20 protein-coding genes are annotated in these 21,630 nt (G+C 72.4%); 10 read left to right on the forward strand and 10 right to left on the reverse strand.

All coding sequences use genetic code 11. The features are described 5' to 3' along the window. Nucleotides 1-90: 90 nt before the first annotated feature. The 7 genes from ACFWCH_RS15665 to ACFWCH_RS15695 are packed head-to-tail and all read right to left on the reverse strand — an operon-like array spanning nt 91 to nt 6,966. Complete coding sequence (locus tag ACFWCH_RS15665) at nt 91-1,614, reverse strand: serine hydrolase domain-containing protein (RefSeq protein WP_378803783.1); 1,524 nt, start codon at nt 1,612-1,614, stop codon at nt 91-93. After that, a complete protein-coding gene (locus tag ACFWCH_RS15670; RefSeq protein ID WP_247981819.1) occupies nt 1,611-2,324 on the reverse strand; it encodes a type 1 glutamine amidotransferase in 714 nt (237 codons plus the stop codon). Before ACFWCH_RS15670 ends, ACFWCH_RS15665 begins: the two co-directional genes overlap by 4 nt. After that, on the reverse strand, nt 2,321-3,433 hold the full coding sequence (locus ACFWCH_RS15675; RefSeq protein ID WP_378803784.1) for a dipeptidase: 1,113 nt from the start codon (nt 3,431-3,433) through the stop codon (nt 2,321-2,323). The genes ACFWCH_RS15670 and ACFWCH_RS15675 overlap by 4 nt, the downstream gene beginning before the upstream one ends. 1 nt (nt 3,434) lies before the next feature. After that, the gene (locus tag ACFWCH_RS15680; protein WP_378803785.1) at nt 3,435-4,325 is read right to left on the reverse strand and encodes an aminotransferase class IV; all 891 of its coding nucleotides are present in this window, start codon (nt 4,323-4,325) and stop codon (nt 3,435-3,437) included. Nucleotides 4,326-4,355: 30 nt separating this feature from the next. Further along, nucleotides 4,356-5,504: an o-succinylbenzoate synthase gene (gene menC / locus ACFWCH_RS15685; RefSeq protein WP_378803786.1), complete on the reverse strand. Its 1,149-nt coding sequence runs from the start codon at nt 5,502-5,504 to the stop codon at nt 4,356-4,358. Next, nucleotides 5,501-6,187: a MurR/RpiR family transcriptional regulator gene (locus tag ACFWCH_RS15690; protein WP_136030929.1), complete on the reverse strand. Its 687-nt coding sequence runs from the start codon at nt 6,185-6,187 to the stop codon at nt 5,501-5,503. The genes menC and ACFWCH_RS15690 overlap by 4 nt, the downstream gene beginning before the upstream one ends. Continuing rightward, nucleotides 6,184-6,966 carry a hypothetical protein gene (locus tag ACFWCH_RS15695; RefSeq protein WP_378803787.1) on the reverse strand — a complete coding sequence of 261 codons (783 nt, stop codon included), beginning with the start codon at nt 6,964-6,966 and terminating at the stop codon, nt 6,184-6,186. Before ACFWCH_RS15695 ends, ACFWCH_RS15690 begins: the two co-directional genes overlap by 4 nt. A gap of 92 nt (nt 6,967-7,058) precedes the next feature. On the opposite strand from ACFWCH_RS15695, the gene ACFWCH_RS15700 reads away from it, so the two are divergent. The 8 genes from ACFWCH_RS15700 to ACFWCH_RS15735 all read left to right on the forward strand — a co-directional run bounded on the left by ACFWCH_RS15700 (nt 7,059) and on the right by ACFWCH_RS15735 (nt 16,623). Then, nucleotides 7,059-8,207 carry a M20/M25/M40 family metallo-hydrolase gene (locus ACFWCH_RS15700; protein ID WP_378803788.1) on the forward strand — a complete coding sequence of 383 codons (1,149 nt, stop codon included), beginning with the start codon at nt 7,059-7,061 and terminating at the stop codon, nt 8,205-8,207. Between the two features lie 316 nt (nt 8,208-8,523). Continuing rightward, nucleotides 8,524-10,329 (forward strand): ABC transporter substrate-binding protein, encoded by a 1,806-nt coding sequence (locus tag ACFWCH_RS15705; protein WP_240745286.1) that lies wholly within the window; start codon nt 8,524-8,526, stop codon nt 10,327-10,329. A 72-nt stretch (nt 10,330-10,401) separates the two neighbouring features. Further along, on the forward strand, nt 10,402-11,445 hold the full coding sequence (locus tag ACFWCH_RS15710) for an ABC transporter permease (protein WP_136035442.1): 1,044 nt from the start codon (nt 10,402-10,404) through the stop codon (nt 11,443-11,445). Beyond that, the gene (locus tag ACFWCH_RS15715) at nt 11,442-12,356 is read left to right on the forward strand and encodes an ABC transporter permease (RefSeq protein WP_136030919.1); all 915 of its coding nucleotides are present in this window, start codon (nt 11,442-11,444) and stop codon (nt 12,354-12,356) included. The genes ACFWCH_RS15710 and ACFWCH_RS15715 overlap by 4 nt, the downstream gene beginning before the upstream one ends. 1 nt (nt 12,357) lies before the next feature. Continuing rightward, on the forward strand, nt 12,358-14,007 hold the full coding sequence (locus tag ACFWCH_RS15720; protein WP_136030917.1) for an ABC transporter ATP-binding protein: 1,650 nt from the start codon (nt 12,358-12,360) through the stop codon (nt 14,005-14,007). Beyond that, nucleotides 14,004-14,981, forward strand: a complete 978-nt coding sequence (locus ACFWCH_RS15725; RefSeq protein ID WP_240744545.1) for an LD-carboxypeptidase — start codon at nt 14,004-14,006, stop codon at nt 14,979-14,981. The genes ACFWCH_RS15720 and ACFWCH_RS15725 overlap by 4 nt, the downstream gene beginning before the upstream one ends. Then, on the forward strand, nt 14,978-15,814 hold the full coding sequence (locus tag ACFWCH_RS15730) for a serine hydrolase (protein ID WP_136030915.1): 837 nt from the start codon (nt 14,978-14,980) through the stop codon (nt 15,812-15,814). Before ACFWCH_RS15725 ends, ACFWCH_RS15730 begins: the two co-directional genes overlap by 4 nt. Then, nucleotides 15,811-16,623, forward strand: a complete 813-nt coding sequence (locus ACFWCH_RS15735) for a serine hydrolase (RefSeq protein ID WP_136035491.1) — start codon at nt 15,811-15,813, stop codon at nt 16,621-16,623. Before ACFWCH_RS15730 ends, ACFWCH_RS15735 begins: the two co-directional genes overlap by 4 nt. 87 nt (nt 16,624-16,710) lie before the next feature. Here ACFWCH_RS15735 and ACFWCH_RS15740 read toward each other — a convergent pair whose 3' ends face one another. Further along, nucleotides 16,711-17,760, reverse strand: a complete 1,050-nt coding sequence (locus tag ACFWCH_RS15740) for a P1 family peptidase (RefSeq protein WP_206251091.1) — start codon at nt 17,758-17,760, stop codon at nt 16,711-16,713. 156 nt (nt 17,761-17,916) lie between these two features. On the opposite strand from ACFWCH_RS15740, the gene valS reads away from it, so the two are divergent. After that, complete coding sequence (gene valS / locus ACFWCH_RS15745; protein ID WP_247638940.1) at nt 17,917-20,511, forward strand: valine--tRNA ligase; 2,595 nt, start codon at nt 17,917-17,919, stop codon at nt 20,509-20,511. Beyond that, nucleotides 20,511-20,726, forward strand: coding sequence for a hypothetical protein (locus ACFWCH_RS15750; protein ID WP_136030907.1), 216 nt, complete (start codon nt 20,511-20,513; stop codon nt 20,724-20,726). Before valS ends, ACFWCH_RS15750 begins: the two co-directional genes overlap by 1 nt. A gap of 70 nt (nt 20,727-20,796) precedes the next feature. On the opposite strand, the gene ACFWCH_RS15755 is transcribed toward ACFWCH_RS15750, so the two are convergent. Next, nucleotides 20,797-21,015, reverse strand: coding sequence for a hypothetical protein (locus ACFWCH_RS15755; protein WP_136030905.1), 219 nt, complete (start codon nt 21,013-21,015; stop codon nt 20,797-20,799). Beyond that, on the reverse strand, nt 21,012-21,629 hold the full coding sequence (locus tag ACFWCH_RS15760) for a helix-turn-helix domain-containing protein (protein WP_366626618.1): 618 nt from the start codon (nt 21,627-21,629) through the stop codon (nt 21,012-21,014). The genes ACFWCH_RS15755 and ACFWCH_RS15760 overlap by 4 nt, the downstream gene beginning before the upstream one ends. Between the last annotated feature and the right edge of the window lies 1 nt (nt 21,630).

Here is a 21,630-nt window from a genome sequence, read left to right on the forward strand (position 1 = left end):
GTCCTCAGAACGATCGGGTGGGATGGATCCATCCTAGAACCGATTTTTGGACGGGGTCGATGTGTGACCGCGGCCCTCGTGCGCCGGAGGTCAGAGCGCGGGGAGCACGAGGCGGTGGCGGTCGGCCGGGCCCGGCTGCTCCCCCTCGGCGCGCGACTCGCCCGTCGGCACGACCACGACCGACAGCCCCTGTATCCGCGGCTCGGGCAGCCCGATCATCCGCACCTCGACGCGCAGATCGGCCCGCACTCCCGCGATCCGCCAGCGCAGCTCGGCCTCGCTCCCGGCGGCGACCACACGCTCCGCGAACGGCGCCTGCTCCGGCACGAGTCCGCCGATCTCCTCGAGCTGGGCGCCCAGCCGCGCATCCCGCACATCCGCGGGCACGTCGGCCAGCACGTGATCCGCGAGGACGGGATACGCGGAGGCGGACCGGCCGTCACGGATCGCCGCATCGATGGCCTGCGCCGCCGCCACGGTCTCCCGCCACGGTCGCACCACGGCCGACGGCGCCCCCGTGCCCGCGAGGAGCTCGTCCAGTGCGACGCCGGCCACGCACCGCGCCGCGAAGTCATCCGAGTTGCCGAAGGCGACCACGCCGAGCCCGGTCGCGGCGTGCCACCGCATGTGCGACGAGAACCCGGGCAGCCCGCCCGAATGCTGCACGATCCGCCCGAACCGTCGATCCTCCTCGACGACCAGCCCGTAGCCGTAGCCGGCGGCGGCGAGCTCGTGTCCGGGGAAGGCCCCTGGCGGCCCGGGGATGGGCGTGCGCGGCTGCTGCAGCTCCCTGCGTGACGCGGGTGAGAGCACCTCCGGCGCCACAGGCTCATCCGTGAACGCCGAGCCGAGGAACCACATCCACGTCGCGATGTCGTCCACCGTGCTGACCATGCTGCCGATGCACCCGAGCGCCCCCGCCCCCACGAACGGCTCGGGGCGGAAGGTCTCCCCGCCGTCGAACGTGCGGAAACCGTGCGCCCGCTCGTCGTCGGGGAACGCGTCGGGGGTGTGCGCGGTGCGGTGCAGCCCGAGCGGCTCCAGGAGCACCTCGCGCACCACGTCCTCCACCGCTCTCCCGGTCACGGCCTCGACCGCCCGCCCGAGCAGCGACTGCCCGAGGTTGGAGTACTGATACACGGTGCCGGGGACCGCGGCGAGCGGCAGGCCCGACGCGAACAGCGCCGCGAGCTCCTCCCGGCCGGCGCCGAGGTGACGGTCGACCCAGGCGTTGTCCTCTCCCAGCCCCGAGCGGTTCGACAGCAGCTGCTCCCCCGTCACCGTGCACTCCCGGCCGTCGTGGAGCAGTCGCACGCCCGGTACCGACGTGGTGATCGGCGCGTGCAGGTCGAGCAGTCCGCGGTCGCGCAGCACCAGGACCGTCGCGGCGAGGAAGCTCTTCGACATCGAGGCGATGCGGAACACGGTGTCGCGTGTGGTCGGGCGCCCGTCGCCGCGCGGGTGTCCGTGCACCGCGACCGCCCGCACCGTGCCCCGGTCGCACACCGCCGCGACGGCCGCGGGGGCCCCGCGCCGCGCGTCGTCGTCCAGCCCGAGCCGGAGGACGCCCTCGTCCGTCGCCTCCGCCGGCCCGCGGGGCCCGGGGGACGTCATGCCGAGACCCCGGCGAGCACCTCGTCGGCGAAGGCCTCGATGAGCGCGCGGCTCGCGGCGGTGTTGTGGTCGTGCACGCGTTCGGCCTCCGCGATCAGGGCCGGCAGCGACCGTCCCTCGCCACGCAGCGCCGCGTCGTCCCAGCGCTCCAGGTCGGCGGCGGACGCCTCGGGGTGGAACTGCACGCCGCGCACGTGCGCACCCAGCCGGAAGGCCTGGTTCTCCACCGCCGCGCTGGAGGCCATCAGCACGGCCGCGGGCGGGAGAGCCGTGATCATGTCCTGATGGTTCTCGATCATGGGGGCCTCGTCACCGAGGGCGGCGAACACCGCGTCCTCGCGCCCCGCGTCCGTGGGCTGGATGGGCGTGGCCCCGCGTTCGACCGGCCCGGTCTTGGCCCGCACCTCGCCCCCCGCCACGTGCGCGAGCAGCTGACCGCCGAGGCAGATGCCGAGTGTCGGGAAGTCGCGGGCGATCGCCTCGGCGGCGAGCGCGCGCTCGGCCGCCAGCCACGGCGCGCGGTCGTCGTCGTCGGGCATGAGTCCCCCGCCGAGGAGCACGAGCCCCGCGTAGCCGTCGAGCGAGGTCGGCAGCGGCTCCTGCGCTCCCACGACCGGGTGGACGTCGAGGCCGCGCTCCGTGAGCCACGCACCCAGACGTCGCGGGCCCGAGCTGGCGGAGTTCACGACCACGAGCACACGGGCGTTCATTCCGCCCCCTCTCGCGCGGTGGTGTCGACCGCGGGCACCAGCGCCGCGGGGGCCGGAGACCCCGCGCGGCCGGCGAGGAACGCCTCGTGGTCGGGGTCGGAGGCGGCGAGCACGCGCAGCACGTTCTCGTGGGCGGCAGCGGCCAGGTCCTCCTCCGACCAGCCGCGTCGCCGGAGCTCGGCGAACAGAGCCGGGTAGCACGAGACGTCGCCGAGACCGTCGGGCATCGCGTCGGAACCGTCGTAGTCCGCGCCGATACCGACCGCGTGCGCACCCGCGACGCGCCGGACGTGGTCGAGGTGATCGGCCGCGTCGCTCACCCCGACCGCCGGGGCCTCGCCCGCACCGCCCGCCTCCCACCAGTCGCGTCTGGCCTGCGACAGGAACGTCGGCACGAACGGCACCATCACCACGCCGCCCTGCGCACCGATGGCCGCGAGCACGTCGTCCGGCACGTTGCGCGGGTGGTCGCACAGCGCGCGCGCTCCGGAGTGGCTCACGATCACGGGCCGCGTGGTGATCGCGAGCGCGTCGCGCATCGTGCTCGGCGCCACGTGGGACAGGTCGACCAGCACGCCGATGCGGTTCAGCTCGCGCACGACCTCCCGCCCGAACTCCGTCAGTCCGCCGTGGCGCTCCTCGTCGGTCGCGGAATCCGCCCAGGCGATCGTGCGCGACCACGTCAGAGTCAGGTAGCGCGCACCGAGCCGCGCGAACTGGCGCAGCACCGCGAGCGAGCCGCCGAGCTGGTCGCCGCCCTCGATGCCGATCAGCGAGGCGATGCGCCCCTCGGCCATCGCCGCCCTGACGTCCGCCGCGGTCCGGGCGAAGGCGAGCCGATCGGGGTGGGCGTCCGCCAGCCGGTGCACGAAGTCGATCTGCTCCAGCGTCGCCACCACCTGCTCCGCACCCTCCAGCACCGGGTCGACCCACACCGACCAGAACTGGGCCGCCACGCCCCCGGCGTCCAGCCGCGGAAGGTCGGTCTGAGTGGCCGCGACCGGCCCGGCCAGCTCGTCCACCCGGTACCCGAGCAGCGTCCTGCTCGCCCAGGCCAGGTCGTTGTGCCCGTCGAACACCCCGTCCAGAGTCCGTCCGTCGCCGGTCATGTCAGTCCTCCCGTGCATCCAGCACCGCGTTCATCCGCGCGGTGAGCTCATGGTCGATCGCCAGGGCCGCGCCGTCGAGGGCGCGCACCGGCACTGCACCGCGCGTGCTGGAGCACAGCCACAGGGCATCCGCCCGCCGCAGATCCTCCCGCGTCACGGGCACGATCGCGGTGCGGCGGTCGGCGAGCCCCGCGAACACATCCCCCTGGGTGGTGCCCGGCAGCACGCCGAACTCCGGCGGCGGGGTGACCAGGGTGTCGTCGATGCGGGCGATCAGGGTCGACCGCGGCCCCTCCAGCACGAACCCGTCTGCGCTGACGAACACCACGTCGTCCGCACCGCGGCGTGCGGCCTCCCGCAGCGCCGCCTGGTTGACCGCGTAGGCGAGCGACTTCGCGCCCTGCAGCAGCCAGGGCGCCGTGTGCATCACGTCGTGCCGGTACCCGCGGTCGAGCACCACCGCGGTGACCCCCGCGGCGCGCACGGTCGAGGGGTCGGCGCCCGCGAAGCCGAGCACCCAGCCGGTGGGTCCCGCGTGGTCGAGCTCGTCGCCGCGGGTCATGGCGAACTTGATCGAGGCGATCTCGCCGTCGCGCAGCACCCCGGGTCGCGACACCGCGGCGGCCGCCCTGCGCACGGCCGTGCGCCAGCGGTCGAGCGACGGCGCCGGCAGCTCGAGCAGCGCAGCCGACCGTTCCAGCCGGTGCAGGTGCGCCTCCAGCGCCTGGGGCACGCCGTGGCGCACGACCGCGGTCTCGAACACGCCGTCCCCGCGGGTCACCCCCAGGTCGGTGGCGCGGATGATCGGGGTCGCGGGGTCCACCTCGACGACGGCGTCCGCGGGTTCGGTGTCCGGGGACAGCTCCAGCCGGTACAGCAGCAGTGCGCGCATGGGTCCACTCCTCGCAGCGGTCCGGGGCCGTCAGCCGAGCGTGAGGGCGGTGTCGCGCACGTCGGACGCCGCGGAGTCGTACACCCGCGCGGCGTCGCGCTCGATGCGCGCCACCCGCACCTCATGGCCGAGGCCGGGCCCGGTCGGCACCCGCACACGCCCCGCCTGAGCGGTGACGGGCGGCTCGATGATGTCGCTCTCGTAGTACTTGTCCGATCCGGACACGTCGGAGGGCAGCAGGAAGCCGGGCAACGACGAAACCGCGACGTTCGCGGCCCTGCCGACGCCGAACTCGTGCATGCCGCCGCACCACACGGGGATGCCGGCGTCGAGCGCGATGTCGTGCGCGGCGCGTGCCACCCCGAGCCCGCCCATCCGCGAGACCTTGATGTTGAGGATGCGCCCGGCGCCCAGACGGATCATGGCGCGCAGGTCGCCGAGCGCCACGACCGACTCGTCCAGGCACACGTCCGTGTCGAGGCGCGCCTGCAGCTCCGCGTGGGCCACCAGTTCGTGGGGGCCGAACGGCTGCTCGATCATGGTGAGCCCCTCGCGGTCAAGGCGCGCGAACACCGCGGCCGCCTCGTCGTCGTCGGGGTAGGCGCCGTTGGCGTCGACGTGGAGGTCGAGGTCGGGGTGGGCGGCGCGCACGGCCCGCACGGGCTCCACGTCCCACCCCGGCGCGATCTTGAGCTTGACCCGCGGGTAGCCGGCCGCGCGCTGCAGCTCGACCTGTGCGAGGAGCTCGTCGATCGACGGTTCGATGCCGAGCGAGACCCCCGCGACCACCTCGTCCCTGGTGCCGCCGAGCGCCGCGGCGAGCGCGATGCCGTGCGTGCGGGCGTACAGGTCCCACACCGCGCCGGAGAATCCCGCCTTCGCGAACTCGTGTCCGCGCACGCGCGACCACGTCGACTCCAGGTCGGCCGGGTCGTCGCCGGTCGCTCCGAGCAGGGCGGGGACCAGGTACCGCGTGGCGATCTCCCACGCGGTCACCGTGGTCTCCGCGCCGAAGTAGGGGTCGCTCGGGGACGCGATCTCCCCCCAGCCGGTGCGCCCGTCCGTGTCGGTGACCTCGACGAGGATGTGCTCGATGCCGGACTTGCGGTGCGAGCTGGTCTCGAAGCTGTGCCGCAGCGGCTGGCGCAGCGTGAACAGGCGGATGCGGTCGATCTTCACGCGCCGCCCTCCTCGCTGCGCGGCCGCGGCTGCTCCGGGCCGTAGAGGCCGAGGCGGGCCACGAGCCGGTCGCGCTCGGCCAGGCGGCGACGCGCACCCTTCGCGCTCGCCGTGGTCAAGGCGCTGAGCAGGTGGCAGACCGCCGCGACCGGGGTCGGCGAGTCGGCGTACGACGCCGACCCGGTGCGCACGCGGATGAGCGACGTGGCGATCGGTGCCAGCGGCGCGTCCTCGCTGTCGGTGATCACGACGAGCTGTCCGCCCGCCTCGTGGAACAGCCGTCCGAGCCGCACGGTCTCCTCGCGGTAGCGCCGCAGGGAGAACGCGATCAGCACGTCGGAGGCGCGCACATCGGTCAGCACGGTGAGCGGCTGCAGTGCGTGCCCGTCCACGAGGAACACGTTGGACAGCGTGGCGGAGAGATCGGCGGTGAGCAGCTGCGCGTACGCGGCGGCCTTGCCCTCGCCCGCGACGTAGCGACGGCGGGCGCCGAGCAGGAGCGCGGCCGCCTGCGGCACCTGCGCCGAGCGGCTGAGCTCCTCGAACGTCTGCGCGAGGGTGCGCTGCTCGGTCTCGATGATGCGCGCCTGGATGCTCTCGGCCGACTGGTTGGTGCGGATGCGCTCGCCGAAGCGGTCGCGCGGTGAGACGAGGTCGCGGTCCTCGTGGTGGTGGTCGCTCATGCCGGGCCCTCCCCTGGTGTCGCGCGGTAGACCGCCGTCTGATCGTCGAGGCGCGTCGCCGCCACCAGGACCTCCCCGCGGTGGAACACCCCGGTCATGCTGCGCTCGAGGTCGCGGCGCAGCGCCTCGCGCTCGGCCGGGCTCAGGCGGCCGGGGTGCACGGGGATCGCGATCCAGGTGCCGTCCGGTGCGGCGACCGCGCGACCCCAGTCGTCCGGCCCGAGCGCCGGGGCGGACGGCGGCGTGGCACGCGGAGACCGCGTGGCGGCGGTGAGGTCCCACGAGACCACGAGCCGGTCGGTGTCGGGGCGCGCGTAGTAGTCGCGCTCGAACGCGATGCCGACGGCGCCGAGCGAGCTGAGGTTGAAGTGCGCGTTGCGCGACAGCAGCGGGTCGAAGGTCCAGCGCATGGTGCGCTGCCCCCACCGGAGGGCGACCGCGCGCTGCGCGAGCTTGAGGGCCTGACCGACGCCGCGGCCCTGCTGGGCGGCCTCGACGGCGGCCGCCTGCGAGTAGTGGAACAGCGTGCCGTCGGTGTCGCACCCGGCGAAGCCGTAGGCGAATCCGATGAGCGCGCCGTCGTCGGCGAAGGCCCCGATCGCCGAACCGCCGTTGCGGGCGAGCGCGGTGAGCAGGTTGGCGTTCAGCGCGTACTCGCTCTCGGTGTAGGCGAACACCCTGGCGTACAGCGCCGCGGCCTCTCGGAACTCGGTGTACTGGGTCAGCTCCCGACAGCCGTAGCCGATGCCCGCGTCAGCGGCCACGGAGAAATGAGGCACGATACGTTTCCTAAGATTGAAGAGTCCTGCTGCTCTGAGCGATGTTATCGGCGGCTTGCACGGGGATCAAGAGGCAGATACGGTTCGTAACTGTGACCACTTCTCCGGCGGCGCAGCACGCGGACCACTCTTCTGACGACATCATCGCACTCGTGCGCGAGCTCGTGTCGATCGAGTCGCCGAGCCGCGACACCGCCGCTAGCGCCCGCATCGCCGACGTCCTGAGCGCCCGCTTCGAGGCCATCGGCGGCACCGTCCGCCGCGAGCCCACGAGCGCCGGGACCGACCTGGTGATCGACGTGCCGGGGACGGGCGATCCGCTCCTGTTCATCGGGCACACCGACACCGTGTGGCCCGTCGGCGCCCTCGACGGCGAGGTGCCCTGGGTGGAGGACGGCGACGTCGTCCGCGGACCGGGCGCCTACGACATGAAGGCCGGGATCGCGGTGATGCTCGAGGCTCTGCGCACCCTCCAGCCGCTGGCGGTCGAGCGGCGCCGGGCCGTGCGGGTGGTGCTCGTGTGCGACGAGGAGATCGGCTCCCCCGTGTCCGGGCCGCTGCTGGCCGCACGCGCGCGCGGGACCGCGGCGGCGATCGGCTTCGAGTCGCCGCACCCCGACGGCGCCCTCAAGGTCGGCCGTCGCGGCAGCGCGCGGGTGCGCCTCTCGGTCACCGGGCGCGCCGCCCACGCCGCCCTCGATCCGGAGCACGGGATCTCGGCCGTGGACGAACTCGTCGACCAGCTGCTCGCGGTGCGACGCATCGTCGCGGATCCCGCCCTGCCCGGTCCGGTGCTGTGCAACGTCGGCACGATCGCCGGAGGAGCCCGCACGAACGTGGTGCCGGCGGAGGCGGCGGCGGAGATCGGCCTGCGCTTCACGGATCCCGTGACCGAACGCCAGGTGCTCGACGCCCTGGCCGCGCTGCACCCGGTGCGCGAGGGCGCGACCGTGACGGCGGAGGTGCTCAGCGCGCGGCCGGCCTGGCGGGCCTCCGCGCAGGACGCCGCCCTGCTGGAGCAGATCTCCGAAGCGGCGGCCGGTGTCGGTCAGCGCATCGAGGGTCGTCCGGCCGCGGGCGCCGGGGACACCAACCTGCTGGGCGGGCTCGGGCTGCCGACCGTCGACGGCTTCGGGCCACGGGGCGGGGGCGCGCACGCGGTGGACGAGCATTTCCTGCGCTCCTCCCTGCACGACCGGGTCGCGCTCCTGCGTGCCGTGCTCACGATCGCCGCGGACTGACGATACGATTCCCGTTCGCGTGCCCCGGGACCCCTGGCGAGGATACGTTCCGGATCTCCACGGTGACGATGCGACGCCGTCTCGGCGGTTCCCGCACGTGCGCATCCTGGCAGCCCCGTGTTTCCGCCGTGTTACACCCGAACGGCGCCGGGGGGTCTTCTCCACGACCGCAGTTTTTCTTCCGCGATACGCATCGAATCTCTTGACCCCGGGCCCGACTTCCGCTTGCATGGTCTCCACCGACCCGGCTTCATCGTGGATCCGGGCGGCGCCCGAAGGGACTTCTTCCATGCGTCTTGCCCCCCGCTCGAAATCAGTGCGAAGTCTGACCGCCGCCGCGATCGCGACCGCGCTTCTCGTCGCCGCGCCGGTCGGTGCCGCCCAGGCGCAGACCGCGAGCGCCGCCACCGAATCCCCCGCATCGGACACCACGCTGCGCATCGCGACGTCCGGGTTCGTCGACACGTTCAACCCGTTCATCTCGATCTACCTCACGCCGACCAACATCATCCGGTACGTGTACGAGTCGCTCGTGCAGAACGACGCCGAGGACGGCTCCCCGACCAAGGGTCTGGCGGACTCGTGGGAGGCCACCGACGGGGGCCAGACCTGGACCTTCACGCTGCAGGACGACCTGGTGTGGTCCGACGGCGAGCCGATCACCTCCGCCGACGTGAAGTACACGTACGACCAGATGCTCACGGTGCCCGCGCTGGGCACCGCCAACGGCAACCTGGTGTCGAACTTCGACACGGTCGAGACGCCCGACGACAAGACCGTCGTCATCACCCTGAAGACCCCGCAGGCCCCGAACCCCGGCTCCGAGATCCCGATCGTGCCGAAGCACATCTGGGAGAAGGTCGACGACCCGACCACGTTCGCCAACGACTCCGAGGTCGTCGGCTCCGGCCCGTTCGTGCTCGACAGCTACTCCGCCAACCAGTCCATCACCCTGAAGGCGAACGAGAACTTCTGGCGCGGCGCCCCCAAGATCGACGCGATCCAGTACGTGTACTACACGAACTCCGACGCGCAGGTGCAGGCCCTCAAGGCGGGCGACGTCGACCTCGTCACCGGTCTCACCCCCACCCAGTTCGAGGCGCTCGACGGCGTCGACGGCGTCACCACCCACTCCGGTGAGGGCCGCCGCTACCACTCGATCAGCATCAACGTGGGCCAGCAGACCCGCGACAACGTCCCCTACGGCACCGGCAACGCCGCGCTCAAGGAGCTCGAGGTGCGCCAGGCCATCCGCCTCGGCACCGACACCGCGACCCTGCTCGACAAGGTGCTCGACGGCGAGGGCACGCTGGCGACGAGCTTCATCCCCGCGTCCTTCCCGAAGTGGCACCTGTCAGAGGACGACGACGTGATCGTCGGCTTCGACCCCGAGGCCGCGCAGGCGAAGCTCGACGAGGCCGGCTGGACGCCCGGGGCCGACGGCATCCGCGAGAAGGACGGGCAGCGTCTCGCGCTGCGCCTGCTGATCGATGCCGACGACGCGAACGAGCAGTCCATCTCCGACTTCTTCGTGCCGTGGATGAAGGACATCGGCATCGAGATCACGGTCGAGTCCACCGACTCCGACACCATCAGCGCGAAGGCCACGTCCGGCGACTACGACCTGTACTTCAGCGGCTGGTCGGTCAACCCCGACCCCGACTACCAGCTCGGCATCAACACCTGCATGAACCTGCCGACCGCGACCGACGGCACCGGCGGCACCACGCAGGACGGCTACTGCAACCCCGAGTTCGACGAGATGTACGCCCAGCAGCGCTCCGAGATCGACGAGGAGAAGCGGCAGGAGATCGTGCACGACATGCTCGCGCTGAACTACACCGACACCGCGCAGGTGGCCACCTGGTACGCCAACTCGCTCGAGGCGTACCGCTCCGACCGCTTCACCGGGTTCACCCTGCAGCCCAAGGACGGCGGCATCATCGCCAACCAGGCCGGCTACTGGGGCTACCTGACCGTGGAGCCGGTCGAGGGCGCGACGGCCGGCGGCACGGGCACCAACACGGGCCTCATCATCGGCGGAGTCGTCGTGGGAGTGATCGTCGTGGGCGCCCTGGTCTTCTTCCTGATCCGACGCCGCAACATCGCCGACGTCGAATGAGCCCCGCGAGACGTCGCGGGCGGCGATAGCCCGCCCCCGCGACGTCTCCGGCTCCGCAGCAAGGAGACCCCCATGTCCAACGCGGTACCCCCCTCCACCTCGGCCATCGCCACGAGCGCGGCCGCCGAAGAGCAGCCGACCGGCGTCGGCGCCCTCCGGTACATCCTCGGCAAGCTCGGCGGCGCGGCCATCAGCCTCGCGATGGTGATTCTCCTCGGATTCTTCGCCTTCAAGATCCTGCCCGGCGACCCGGTCGCCTCGATCGCCCGCGAACGCGGCATGAGCGCCGAGCAGGCCGACCAGCTGCGTGAGCAGCTCGGCCTGAACAAGCCGCTGTGGCAGCAGTTCTTCGACTACCTCGGCAACGTCTTCACCCTCAACTTCGGCACGAGCTACGTGTACCGCACGTCGGTGTCCGAGCTGATCGGCCAGTACTTCTGGAACACGATCCTGCTCACCGGGACCGCGGCGGTGATCGCGATCGCGCTCGGCCTGTGGCTCGGCCAGAAGGCGGCGTGGAAGCACGGCTCCACCTTCGACCGCATCGTCTCCGGCACCTCGCTCGTGTTCTGGTCGGTGCCGACGTTCTGGCTGGCCCTGCTGCTGCTGATGATCTTCGGCGGCACGCTGCACTGGTTCCCCACCGGCGGCATGGTGTCTCCCAACCCGCCGACCGACCCGGTGGGCATCGTGCTCGACGTGATCTCGCACATGGTGCTGCCGGTGATCACGATGGTCGCCGTGGTGTACGCGCAGTACCTCATGGTGATGCGCAGCTCGCTCCTGGAGGAGATGGGCGCCGACTACCTCACCACCGCACGCGCCAAGGGCCTCCGCGAAGACCTCGTGCGCCGCCGCCACGCCGTGCCGAACGCGCTGCTTCCCACCGTCACCCTCGTGTTCATGCACATCGGCGGCCTGATCGCGGGAGCCGTGACCGTGGAGACGGTGTTCTCCTGGCCCGGCCTCGGCAAGCTCACGTTCGAGGCGATCTCCGGCCCCGACCTCCCGCTCCTGCAGGGCACCTTCGTGGTGTTCTCCACGATCATCATCGTGATGAACCTCATCGCGGACCTCATCTACCGTCAGCTCGACCCGAGGGTGAGGCGCGCATGACCACGGCATCCCCGACCATCCGTTCGCCCCGCGCCCTGGCATGGCACCGCCGCGGCGTCGCCTTCACCGGCTTCTGCCGGGAGTTCGCGCACCACCGCGCCGGCATGGTGGGGCTCGTCTTCCTCATCATCGTGGCGCTCGTCGCGATCTTCGCGCCCGTCATCGCCCCCGCGAGCATGCTCGACGTGACGAAGCTCGTCGACGTGCAGCGGTTCGCCCCGCCCTCGTGGGAGCACCCGCTGGGCACCGACCACCAGGGTCGCGAGATCTGGGTGCGCATGGTGTGGGGCGCCAGGGTGTCGCTGCTCGTCGGCCTCGCCGCCACCGCGATGTCGATGATCATCGGCACGCTCGTCGGCATCGCCGCCGGACACTTCACCGGCTTCTTCGGCGGCCTCATGATGCGCATCATCGACTTCTTCCTGGTGCTGCCGTCGCTGATCCTCGCGATCGTGCTGTCGTCGGTGCTGAGCCGCGGAGTGTGGACGATCATCATCGCCATCGGCCTCACCTCCTGGGCGGGCACGGCCCGCGTGGTGCGCGCGCAGACGCTGTCGGTCGAGTCGCGCGACTACATCGAGCGCTCCCGGGCGCTCGGCGCCGGCCACTGGCACATCATCCTCAAGCACCTGCTGCCCGGGGTGCTGCCGCTCGTGCTCGCGAACACGACCCTCACGGTCGGCTCCGCGATCATCTCCGAGTCGACGCTGGCGTTCCTCGGCCTCGGCGACACGACCCTGCAGTCCTGGGGCTCGATCCTGAAGAACGCGATGGACGTCTCCGCCGCGACCAGCGGCTACTGGTGGTACGTGCTCGTGCCCGGTATCGCGATCGTGCTCGTGGTGCTGGCCTTCACCGTGATGGGCCGCGCGGTCGAGAACATCACCAACCCGACGCTGAGGAGCCGCTGAGATGCCCGACCTGATCTTCGACGACGTCTCCATCACCTACCGCACCTCCGGCCGCTCCGGCCGCGACGAGGTCGCCGCGGTGCGCAACGTCTCCCTCACCCTCCCCGCCGGGCAGACCCTCGGCATCGCCGGCGAGTCGGGGTCGGGCAAGAGCACCCTCGCGATGAGCGTGCTGCGCCTGCTCCCCCGCAACGCCCGACTCAGCGGACGCGTGCTGCTGGGCGACCAGGACGTGGCGACGCTGTCGTTCGGACAGCTGCGCGCCGTGCGGTGGGCGCAGACCTCCATCGTGTTCCAGGGCGCGATGCACTCGCTGAACCCGGTGCGCACGGTCGCATGGCAGCTGAACGAGGCGCTGGAGCTGCACGCCTCCGATCGCTGGAAGACCGAGAAGGCGCGGAAGGAACGGGTGCGCGAGCTGCTCGACGTCGTCGACCTTCCGCCGCAGAAGGGCGAGGCGTATCCGCACGAGCTCTCCGGCGGGCAGCGGCAGCGCGTCATGATCGCGATGGCTCTCGCGTGCGACCCCGAGGTGATCATCGCGGACGAGCCCACCACCGCGCTCGACGTGATCGTGCAGAAGCAGATCCTCGACATGATCTCCCGGCTGGTCGCCGAGCGCGGCATCTCGATGCTGATGATCAGCCACGACCTGTCGGTGCTCGCGACCGCGTGCGACCGCATCGCGATCATGCGCAACGGCGAGCTGGTCGAGGTCGGCGAGAGCTACGCGGTGTGCACGACGCCCGAGCAGGCGTACACGCGCCAGCTCGCCGACGCGTTCCCCACCATCGGCGACCCCGCCTCCCGCATGGCGCCGGTGACCCGGCACGGACGCGACGCCGACGACGTGCCGGAGATCGTCCACGGCGACGAGGTGCTGCTGGAGGCGAAGGGCCTCAACGTCACCTACCGCTCGGGCGGCCGCCCCGTGCACGCGGTGCGCGACGTCGACCTCGCGGTGCGGCGCGGCGAGATCGTGGCGCTGGTCGGCCAGTCCGGCTCGGGCAAGTCGACCCTCGCCCGCGCCCTCATGGGACTGCAGCCCGCCGACCCGGGGTCGCAGATCCTGTTCGAGGGCTCTCCGATCGCGGCGAAGGGCCGGGCGCTCGCGCAGTTCCGCTCGCAGGTGCAGCTGGTGCTGCAGGACCCGTGGGCGGCGCTCAACCCCAAGCACAGCGTGTACGAGTCGGTCGCCGAGGGCCTGCGCGTGCAGCGCTACCCCGGAGACGAGCGCGAGCGCGTGGCGCAGAGCCTCGCCGACGCCGAGCTGACGCCGCCCGAGCAGTACTTCGGCGCGATCCCGCAGGAGCTCAGCGGCGGTCAGCGGCAGCGCGTCGTGATCGCCGGGGCCCTGGCCGTGCAGCCGCAGATGCTGATCGCCGACGAACCCGTCGCCTCGCTCGACGCCTCGGTGCGCGGCGAGATCCTGGGACTGCTGCTCGACCTGCGCCGCCGCCTCGGGCTCTCGGCGCTCGTCATCACGCACGACCTCGGGCTCGCATGGAACATCGCCCACACGGTCGCCGTCATGTACCACGGGCAGATCGTGGAGCACGGCCCCACGGAGGAGGTGCTGCTGAACCCGCAGCACGAGTACACGCGGCACCTGCTCTCTGCGGCACCGCGCATCGAGGAGAGGACCGCATGACCGACACGATGGAGGGCACCGCGATCGGCACGGACTCGCCCTACCTGGACTCCGCGCCGCTGCGACCGGGCGACACCGTGGCGATCGTGTCGCCCTCGGGCCCCGGCAACGAGGAGAACACGCAGCGCGCCGTCGACTACTACGAGTCGTGGGGCCTGAACGTGAGGGTGGGAGAGCACGTGCTCACGCCGCACCCGCGCGCCTCCTACCTCGCCGGCCCCGACGACCTGCGCCGCGCCGACCTCGTGGCCGCCTGGCTGGACCCCGAGGTCGACGCGGTCGTCACGGCCCGCGGCGGCTACGGCGCCCTGCGGCTGCTCGACGGCATCGACTGGGCGGCCATGCGGCGCGGAGCCCTCCGGCGCGACGGACGGCCGAAGCTGCTCACCGGCTCGTCCGACGTGACCGCGCTGCACGAGACCTGGCGCGCGCACCTCGGCGTCGCCACGCTGTTCTGTCCGATGGCGGGCAACAACGTGTTCCGCGATTCGCCGACCGTGCGCGACGACGTGCAGCGCTGGCTGTTCGAGCCCTGGCGCGGACGCGAGCTCATCGGCCCGAAGACCGAGATCATGACGCGGGGCCGGGCGGAGGGACGCTTCACCGGCGGCAACCTCAGCCTCCTGGCGGCGGGACTGGGGGCGCCGGAGGCCGCCGTCGCCGCCCCGGGCATCCTGTTCCTGGAGGACATCACGGAGGAGCCGTACCGGCTGGACGGCTTCGTGACGCAGCTGCGCCGGGCCGGGCGGCTCGCCCAGGCCTCGGGCATCGTGCTGGGCTCCTGGCACGAGTGCGGCGACCTCGAGCTCGTGCACGCCCTGATGCGCGACGAGTTCCAAGACCGCGGGGTGCCGGTGCTGTGGGAGCAGGGCTTCGGCCACGACCCGCACGCGCTCACGATCCCGCTCGGCGTGGACGGGGTGCTCGACGCGACCGGGGACGAGCCGCGCCTCACGGTCGGGCTGCCGGCATGATCGCCCTCCCCCCGCTCGACCCCCGGGCGACCTGGTCCGTCCGGCTGCTCGACGCGGACACCGGGGCGACCCTGGCCGAGCACGACCCGGACGTGCAGTGCGAGACCGCGAGCATCGGCAAGATCTTCCTGCTCATCGAGGTCGCCCGGCGGCTGGAGGACGGGACGCTCGCGGCGGACGCGCGCATCGACATCCCCGACGAGCACCGTGTCGAGGACTCGGGGCTGCTGTACCGGATGCACGACCAGCGCGTCACCGTGCACGACGCGGCACTCCTCGTCGGCGCCGTGAGCGACAACCTCGCCACGAACGCGCTCCTCCACCTCTGCGGACTCGACGCCGTCCGCGCGGTCGCCCCGGAGCTCGGCTACCGCGACACCGCGCTGCACGACTACATCCGCAACGAGCGCACGCCCGACCTGCCGTGGACGCCGTCGTTCGGCACCGCGGCCGAGCTGTCCGACGTGATGCGGCGGCTCGGCGCCGGCGAGGTCTTCTCCCCCGCCGTGAGTGCGCGCGTGCTGGACTGGCTGGCCGCCGACACCGACACGTCGATGGCCGCCGACGCGTTCCTGCTCGACCCCCTCGCGCACGTCGAGGCCGAGTACCAGGGCCTGGTGCTGCGTCACAAGACCGGCAGCGTGGGCTTCGCGCGGGTGGACGTCGGACTGCTGCGCGGCCCGGAGGGCGCGGTCGCCTACGCCGTCGCGGCGAACTGGAAGACCGCGGGCACCGATCTGCGAGCGCCCGTGCTCGACGGCATGCGCGCGGTCGGCGAGCTCATCCGGGCGCACGTGACCGGACGCCCGCGCGACGACGGAGGGGACGCATGAGCGCGATCGACGTGGAGCTGCCGAGCGGGAACGGCACCGTGTGGTCGGTGCTCGTGCAGGACGTCGACACCGGCGAGGTGCTGCTGCGCCACGACCCCGAGGCCGTGCAGGACACCGCGAGCGTGGGCAAGATCTTCCTGCTGCACCGGCTGCTCGCCGAGGTCGACGCGGGCACCCGCACGCTGGAAGAGCGCGTGACCCGGCGCCCCGTGGAGGCCATCGAGGACTCGGGGCTGTGGTACCTGCTGCAGGCCGACGAGCTGTCGCTGTACGACGTGGCGGCGCTGATCGGCGCGGTGAGCGACAACGCCGCCACCAACACCCTGGGCCGCGTGATCGGCATCCCCGTGGTGCAGGAGCACACCCGCGCGCTCGGCTACACCGCCTCCGCGCTCGACGACATCGTGCGGTGGCCGATCCCGCCCGGCGCTCCCCGGACGCTGTCGCACGCGAACGCCGCGGAGCTCGTGCGCTTCATGTCGCGGCTCGCCGACGGCGCCGATCTCTCGCCCGCGTCGGCCGACACGCTGCGGCGGTGGCTCGGTGCAGGCATGGACCTGTCGATGGTCGCCTCGGCGTTCGAGCTCGACCCGCTCGCGCACTGGGGTTTCGACCGTGGCGTGTGGCTGCTGAACAAGACCGGGACGATCTCGCGGGTCCGCGCCGACACGGGCCTCGTCATGTCCCCCACCCGGCGCATCGCCTACGCCGTGCTGGCCACCTGGAACAGCGGTGCGGACGGCCGCGGCCCGGTGCTCGCGGCCATGCGCCGGATCGGCGAGGGCATCCACGCCGCGCTCGCCGACTGAGCACCGCTCGCACCGCACGACATCCGGGCGCGGTTGCCGCGACACGTCGCGCGTCCGTCCTCCACGGCGACGTTTCCCCCCCGCCGGTCAGACGACCCCGGCGCGCGCCAGGCGCTCGCGCACCCGATCGATCGGCACCGCGTGCGCCGTCCGCCCCTCGGGGCCCACGGTGGTCTCGGCGGCCAGCACGGAGTTGATCAGCGCCTCCTCGACCGCGTCCATCGTCGCGGCGAACAGCGGCGAGAGCTCGTCGTCCGCCGCGAGCCCGCCCGTCGCCGGGTCGTGCACGGAGAACGCGATGGCGTAGTCGCCGCTGCCCTGCGCGTAGTCGGCACCGACGCCCCGCATCGCGAACACGGCGCGGTTGGCCACGCGCCCGAGCTGGCGGCCGTCGACCGGCGCATCGGTGGCGACGACGATCATGCAGGAGTTCCCGACCGGCTCCGCAGGGTCGTCCGTGAGCAGCTCCTCCGCGGGCAGGGGCACCCCGGCGATGCGCAGCGTGCCACTGAAGTTCGTCTGCACGAGCGCGCCGACCGTGCACGGGGTTCCGGCCACGTCGACCACCCGTGACGCCGTGCCGATGCCGCCCTTGTAGCCGAGGGCGACCGTCCCGGCACCCGCACCGACACAGCCCTCCGCGACGGGACCGGACGCCGCCGCCTCCAGTGCCGCGACCACCTGCTCCTCGCCCACGGCCCGCCGACGGATGTCCGAGAGGAACCCGTCGTTCGTCTCCCCCACCACCGGGTTCAGCGTCGTCGTGTGCGCGTGCGCGGGTGTCGCCAGCAGGTGCCCGAGCAGCGCGTCGGCCACGCGGAACACCGACAGGGTCGACGTGAGGAGGATCGGCGTCTCCAGCGCGCCGAGCTCGCGCAGCTGCGTGGCACCGACGAGCTTGCCGTAGCCGTTGCCCACGGAGAGGTTCGCGGGAAGGCTGCGGCGCCGCGCGGTGAGCGCGTCCGGCACGATCGCCGTGACCCCCGTGTGCAGACCGTCGCCGTGCAGCGTGGCGTGGCCGACCCGCACCCCGGGCACGTCGGTGATCGCGTTCTCCGCACCGCGCGCGAAGGCTCCGGGCGCGACGCCGAGGTCGGCGAGCCGGGGACGGGTGGACGAGGACGACGGCGATGTCATGCTCCGATCCTCCCAGTCGCGGCGGGTGCGGGTCCGCGCCGCGCCGAGTGCCCGCCGCGGTCGAGCGACCCGCCCGCACGCTCGGTAGACTGGGCGGCACCACCCACACTCAGGCACGCTCACACAGTGCCGCATACATCGCTCGAGGAGACCTCCATGTCCGCCATCCCTGACAAGCCCGCACTCGAAGGTCTCGAAGCGAAGTGGGACGCCGCCTGGGCGGAGCAGGGCACCTACCTGTTCGACCGTCTGCGCGCCGCGGAACTCGGCCGTGAGGGCGTGTACTCGATCGACACCCCGCCGCCCACCGCCTCGGGCAGCCTGCACATCGGGCACGTGTTCTCGTACACCCACACCGACGTCAAGGCGCGGTACGAGCGGATGCGCGGCAAGACCGTGTTCTACCCGATGGGCTGGGACGACAACGGCCTGCCCACCGAGCGCCGCGTGCAGAACTACTACGGCGTGCGCTGCGACCCCTCGCTCCCCTACGACCCCGACTTCACCCCGCCGTTCGAGGGCGGAGACAACAAGTCCAGCCGTGCGGCCGACCAGCAGCCCATCAGCCGGCGCAACTTCATCGAGCTGTGCGAGCGCCTCACGATCGAGGATGAGAAGCAGTTCGAGGCACTGTTCCGGCAGCTCGGCCTGAGCGTGGACTGGACGCAGACCTACCGCACGATCTCCGACGACACGATCCGCCAGAGCCAGCTCGCGTTCCTGCGCAACATCGACCGGGGCGAGGCTTACCAGGCCCTCGCGCCGACGCTGTGGGACATCGACTTCCGCTCCGCCATCGCGCAGGCCGAGCTGGAGGACCGCGACCAGCAGGCCGCGTATCACACGATCGAGTTCCCCTTCGCGGACGGCTCCGGCTCGATCGCGATCGACACCACGCGTCCGGAGCTCCTCCCCGCGTGCATCGCGATCGTGACCCACCCCGAGGGCCCGCACAAGCACCTGATCGGCACGAAGGTGCGCACCCCGTTCTTCGGTGCCGAGATCGAGATCCACGGTCACCACCTCGCCCAGCCCGACAAGGGCACCGGTGCCGCCATGGTGTGCACCTTCGGCGACGTGACCGACATCGTCTGGTGGCGCGAGCTGCGCACGACCGATGGTCGCGACCTGCCGAACATGACCACGATCGGCCTCGACGGCCGGTTCCTCCCGGAGGCTCCGTCTCTCGTGGCCGACGCCGACGCCCGCGCCTGGTACGCGGCCGAGGTCGCCGGCAAGACCGTGTTCAGCGCCCGCAAGGCGATCGTCGAGAAGCTGCAGGAGACGGGCGACCTGACCGCGGTCGGCAAGCCCTTCCAGCACGCCGTGAAGTTCTTCGAGAAGGGCGACCGTCCGCTCGAGATCGTGTCCACGCGCCAGTGGTACATCCGCAACGGCGCCCGCGACGGCGAGCTGCGTGACCAGCTACTCGCGCACGGGCAGGAGCTCGCGTGGCACCCCGACTTCATGCGCGTGCGGTACGAGAACTGGGTCGGCGGTCTCACCGGCGACTGGCTCGTGTCCCGGCAGCGCTTCTTCGGCGTGCCGATCCCCCTCTGGTACGCGCTGGATGAGAACGGCGACCGCGACTACGACCGCGTGCTCGTCCCCGACACCGCGAGCCTGCCGATCGACCCGACCACCGACGTGCCGGCCGGGTACACGGAAGACCAGCGCGGCGTGCCGGGCGGGTTCGACGCCGAGGCCGACATCCTCGACACGTGGGCCACGTCGTCGCTCACGCCGCAGCTCGCCGGCGGCTGGCAGCGCGACGAGGAGCTGTGGCAGCTCACGGCCCCGTTCGACCTGCGTCCGCAGGGGCAGGACATCATCCGCACCTGGCTGTTCTCCACCATGCTGCGTTCCACGCTGGAGGACGGCAGGGCCCCGTGGAAGAACGCCGCGATCTCCGGCTTCATCGTCGACCCGGACCGCAAGAAGATGTCGAAGTCGAAGGGCAACGTGGTCACCCCGGCCGACGTGCTCGACGCGCACGGCTCCGACGCGGTGCGGTACTGGGCGGCCTCCAGCCGACTGGGCATGGACGCCGCGTTCGACCCGCAGAATCCGACCCAGGTGAAGATCGGGCGGCGCCTGGCCATCAAGGTGCTCAACGCCGCGAAGTTCGTGCTGTCGTTCCCGGTGCCGGAGGGGGCGCAGGTCACCCACGCGCTGGACGCCTCGATGCTCACGGCCCTCGACGCCGTGGTGGCGGAGGCGACCGCGGCGTTCGACCGCTACGACGCCGCGCGCGCGCTCGAGCTCACCGAGGCGTTCTTCTGGACGTTCTGCGACGACTACCTGGAGCTGGTGAAGGAGCGGGCGTACAACCAGAACGACGTGGGACAGGCGTCGGCGGCACTGGCGCTGCGCCTGGCGCTGTCCACGCTCCTGCGTCTGCTCGCGCCCGTGCTGTCGTTCGCGACCGAGGAGGCGTGGTCGTGGTTCGAGCAGGGTTCCGTGCACACCGCCGCGTGGCCGGAGCCGCTGGGCATCGAGGGCGACGCCGCGGTGCTGGCCGCCGCGAGCGAGGCCCTGATCGGCATCCGTCGTGCGAAGACCGAGGCGAAGGCGTCGCAGAAGACCCCGGTGTCGCGCGCGGCGATCGCCGCCCCTGCCGCGAAGCTCGACGCGCTGCGCGCCGCCGCCGACGACCTCCGCGCGGTCGGCCGCATCGCCGAGCTCGAGTTCACCGAGGCCGAGGAGTTCGCGGTGACCGCGATCGAGCTCGCCCCGGTCGAGGCGTCGTGATGCAGCTCGGCACCCGCTGGGCCACCGGCACGCAGCCGCCCGCGTCGGTCCCGGAGGCGCTGCGCCCCGCGATCGCCGAGGTCGAGGCCCGCGGGCTCACCGGACACTGGACGCTCACCTGGCTGGAGGGCCGGGCGCTCGCCGAGCTCGACGCGGGCTGGGAGGTCGTGCAGACGGCGTCCGGCGAGGTGGTGGCGCGTCCGTTCGAGGACTGAGCAGCCCCCGTGCGACGAGAGCCCCGGATCCTCTGCGGATCCGGGGCTCTCGCGTCCGTGGCAGGGGCCGTCAGCGGCGCGGCGCCCCGAGCTGGGCGAGCAGGTGGTCCACGGCGTGCGGGTCGTGGCGGCGAGCCTGCTGCTCCGCCAGCAGGTCGAGGGCGAGCTGGCGGCGCCGCGCGCGCTCGGCCACGCGATGCTCGACGAGTCCGGTGAGGCGGTCGGCGAGGCGCAGCAGCCCCCGCTCCGTGCGCGTGGGGGCGGAGAGATGCAGCGTGGCGGCGGTCATGATGCGGACCCCGGCTCGGCCGCCCCCGCCGCGGACGGCGGCGTCGGCAGATCGAACAGCTCGGCGCGCACCGACACCCGCCGCACGTCCGGCCCGGTCTGGCCGCGGTACCGCTCGATCGCCGACTCGATGACGGCCTCCAGCTCCGAGCGCAGGGCGAGAGCCTGGGCGGGGGTCACGTCGAGGTGCGTGGTGAGCGTGATGCCCACGTCACCCCACCCGTCGGGAACCTCGGACGCCGGTCGGTTCAGGTACGACATCAGCGTCTCGTGCCGCAGCCGGAAGAACTCGGAGGTCACGATCTGCGCGGCGGCGCGGTTCGCGGGCGAGGTCATGTCGTCCGGGCCCGGTACGTCGATGCGCCCCTTCGGCCGCTCCCACCAGCGCTCCCTGGCGGTGCCGCGGCCCTCGACCTCGCGGATGAGGTCGTGCGCGGCGAGGGCGCGCAGGTGATAGCTCGTGGAACCCGAGGTCTCCCCCACGAGCGCGGCGAGGGAGCTCGCGGTCTGGGGGCCGCGCGAGGCGAGCAGGTCGAAGATCTTCACGCGAAGCGGGTGGGCGAGGGCCTTCAGCGCTCCGGCGTCGAGCGTTCGCACCTGGGTCTGTTCGGTCATG

It is taken from the genome of Microbacterium sp. NPDC060132, assembly GCF_042729675.1.
In the GTDB taxonomy this organism is placed as follows: domain Bacteria; phylum Actinomycetota; class Actinomycetes; order Actinomycetales; family Microbacteriaceae; genus Microbacterium; species Microbacterium sufflavum.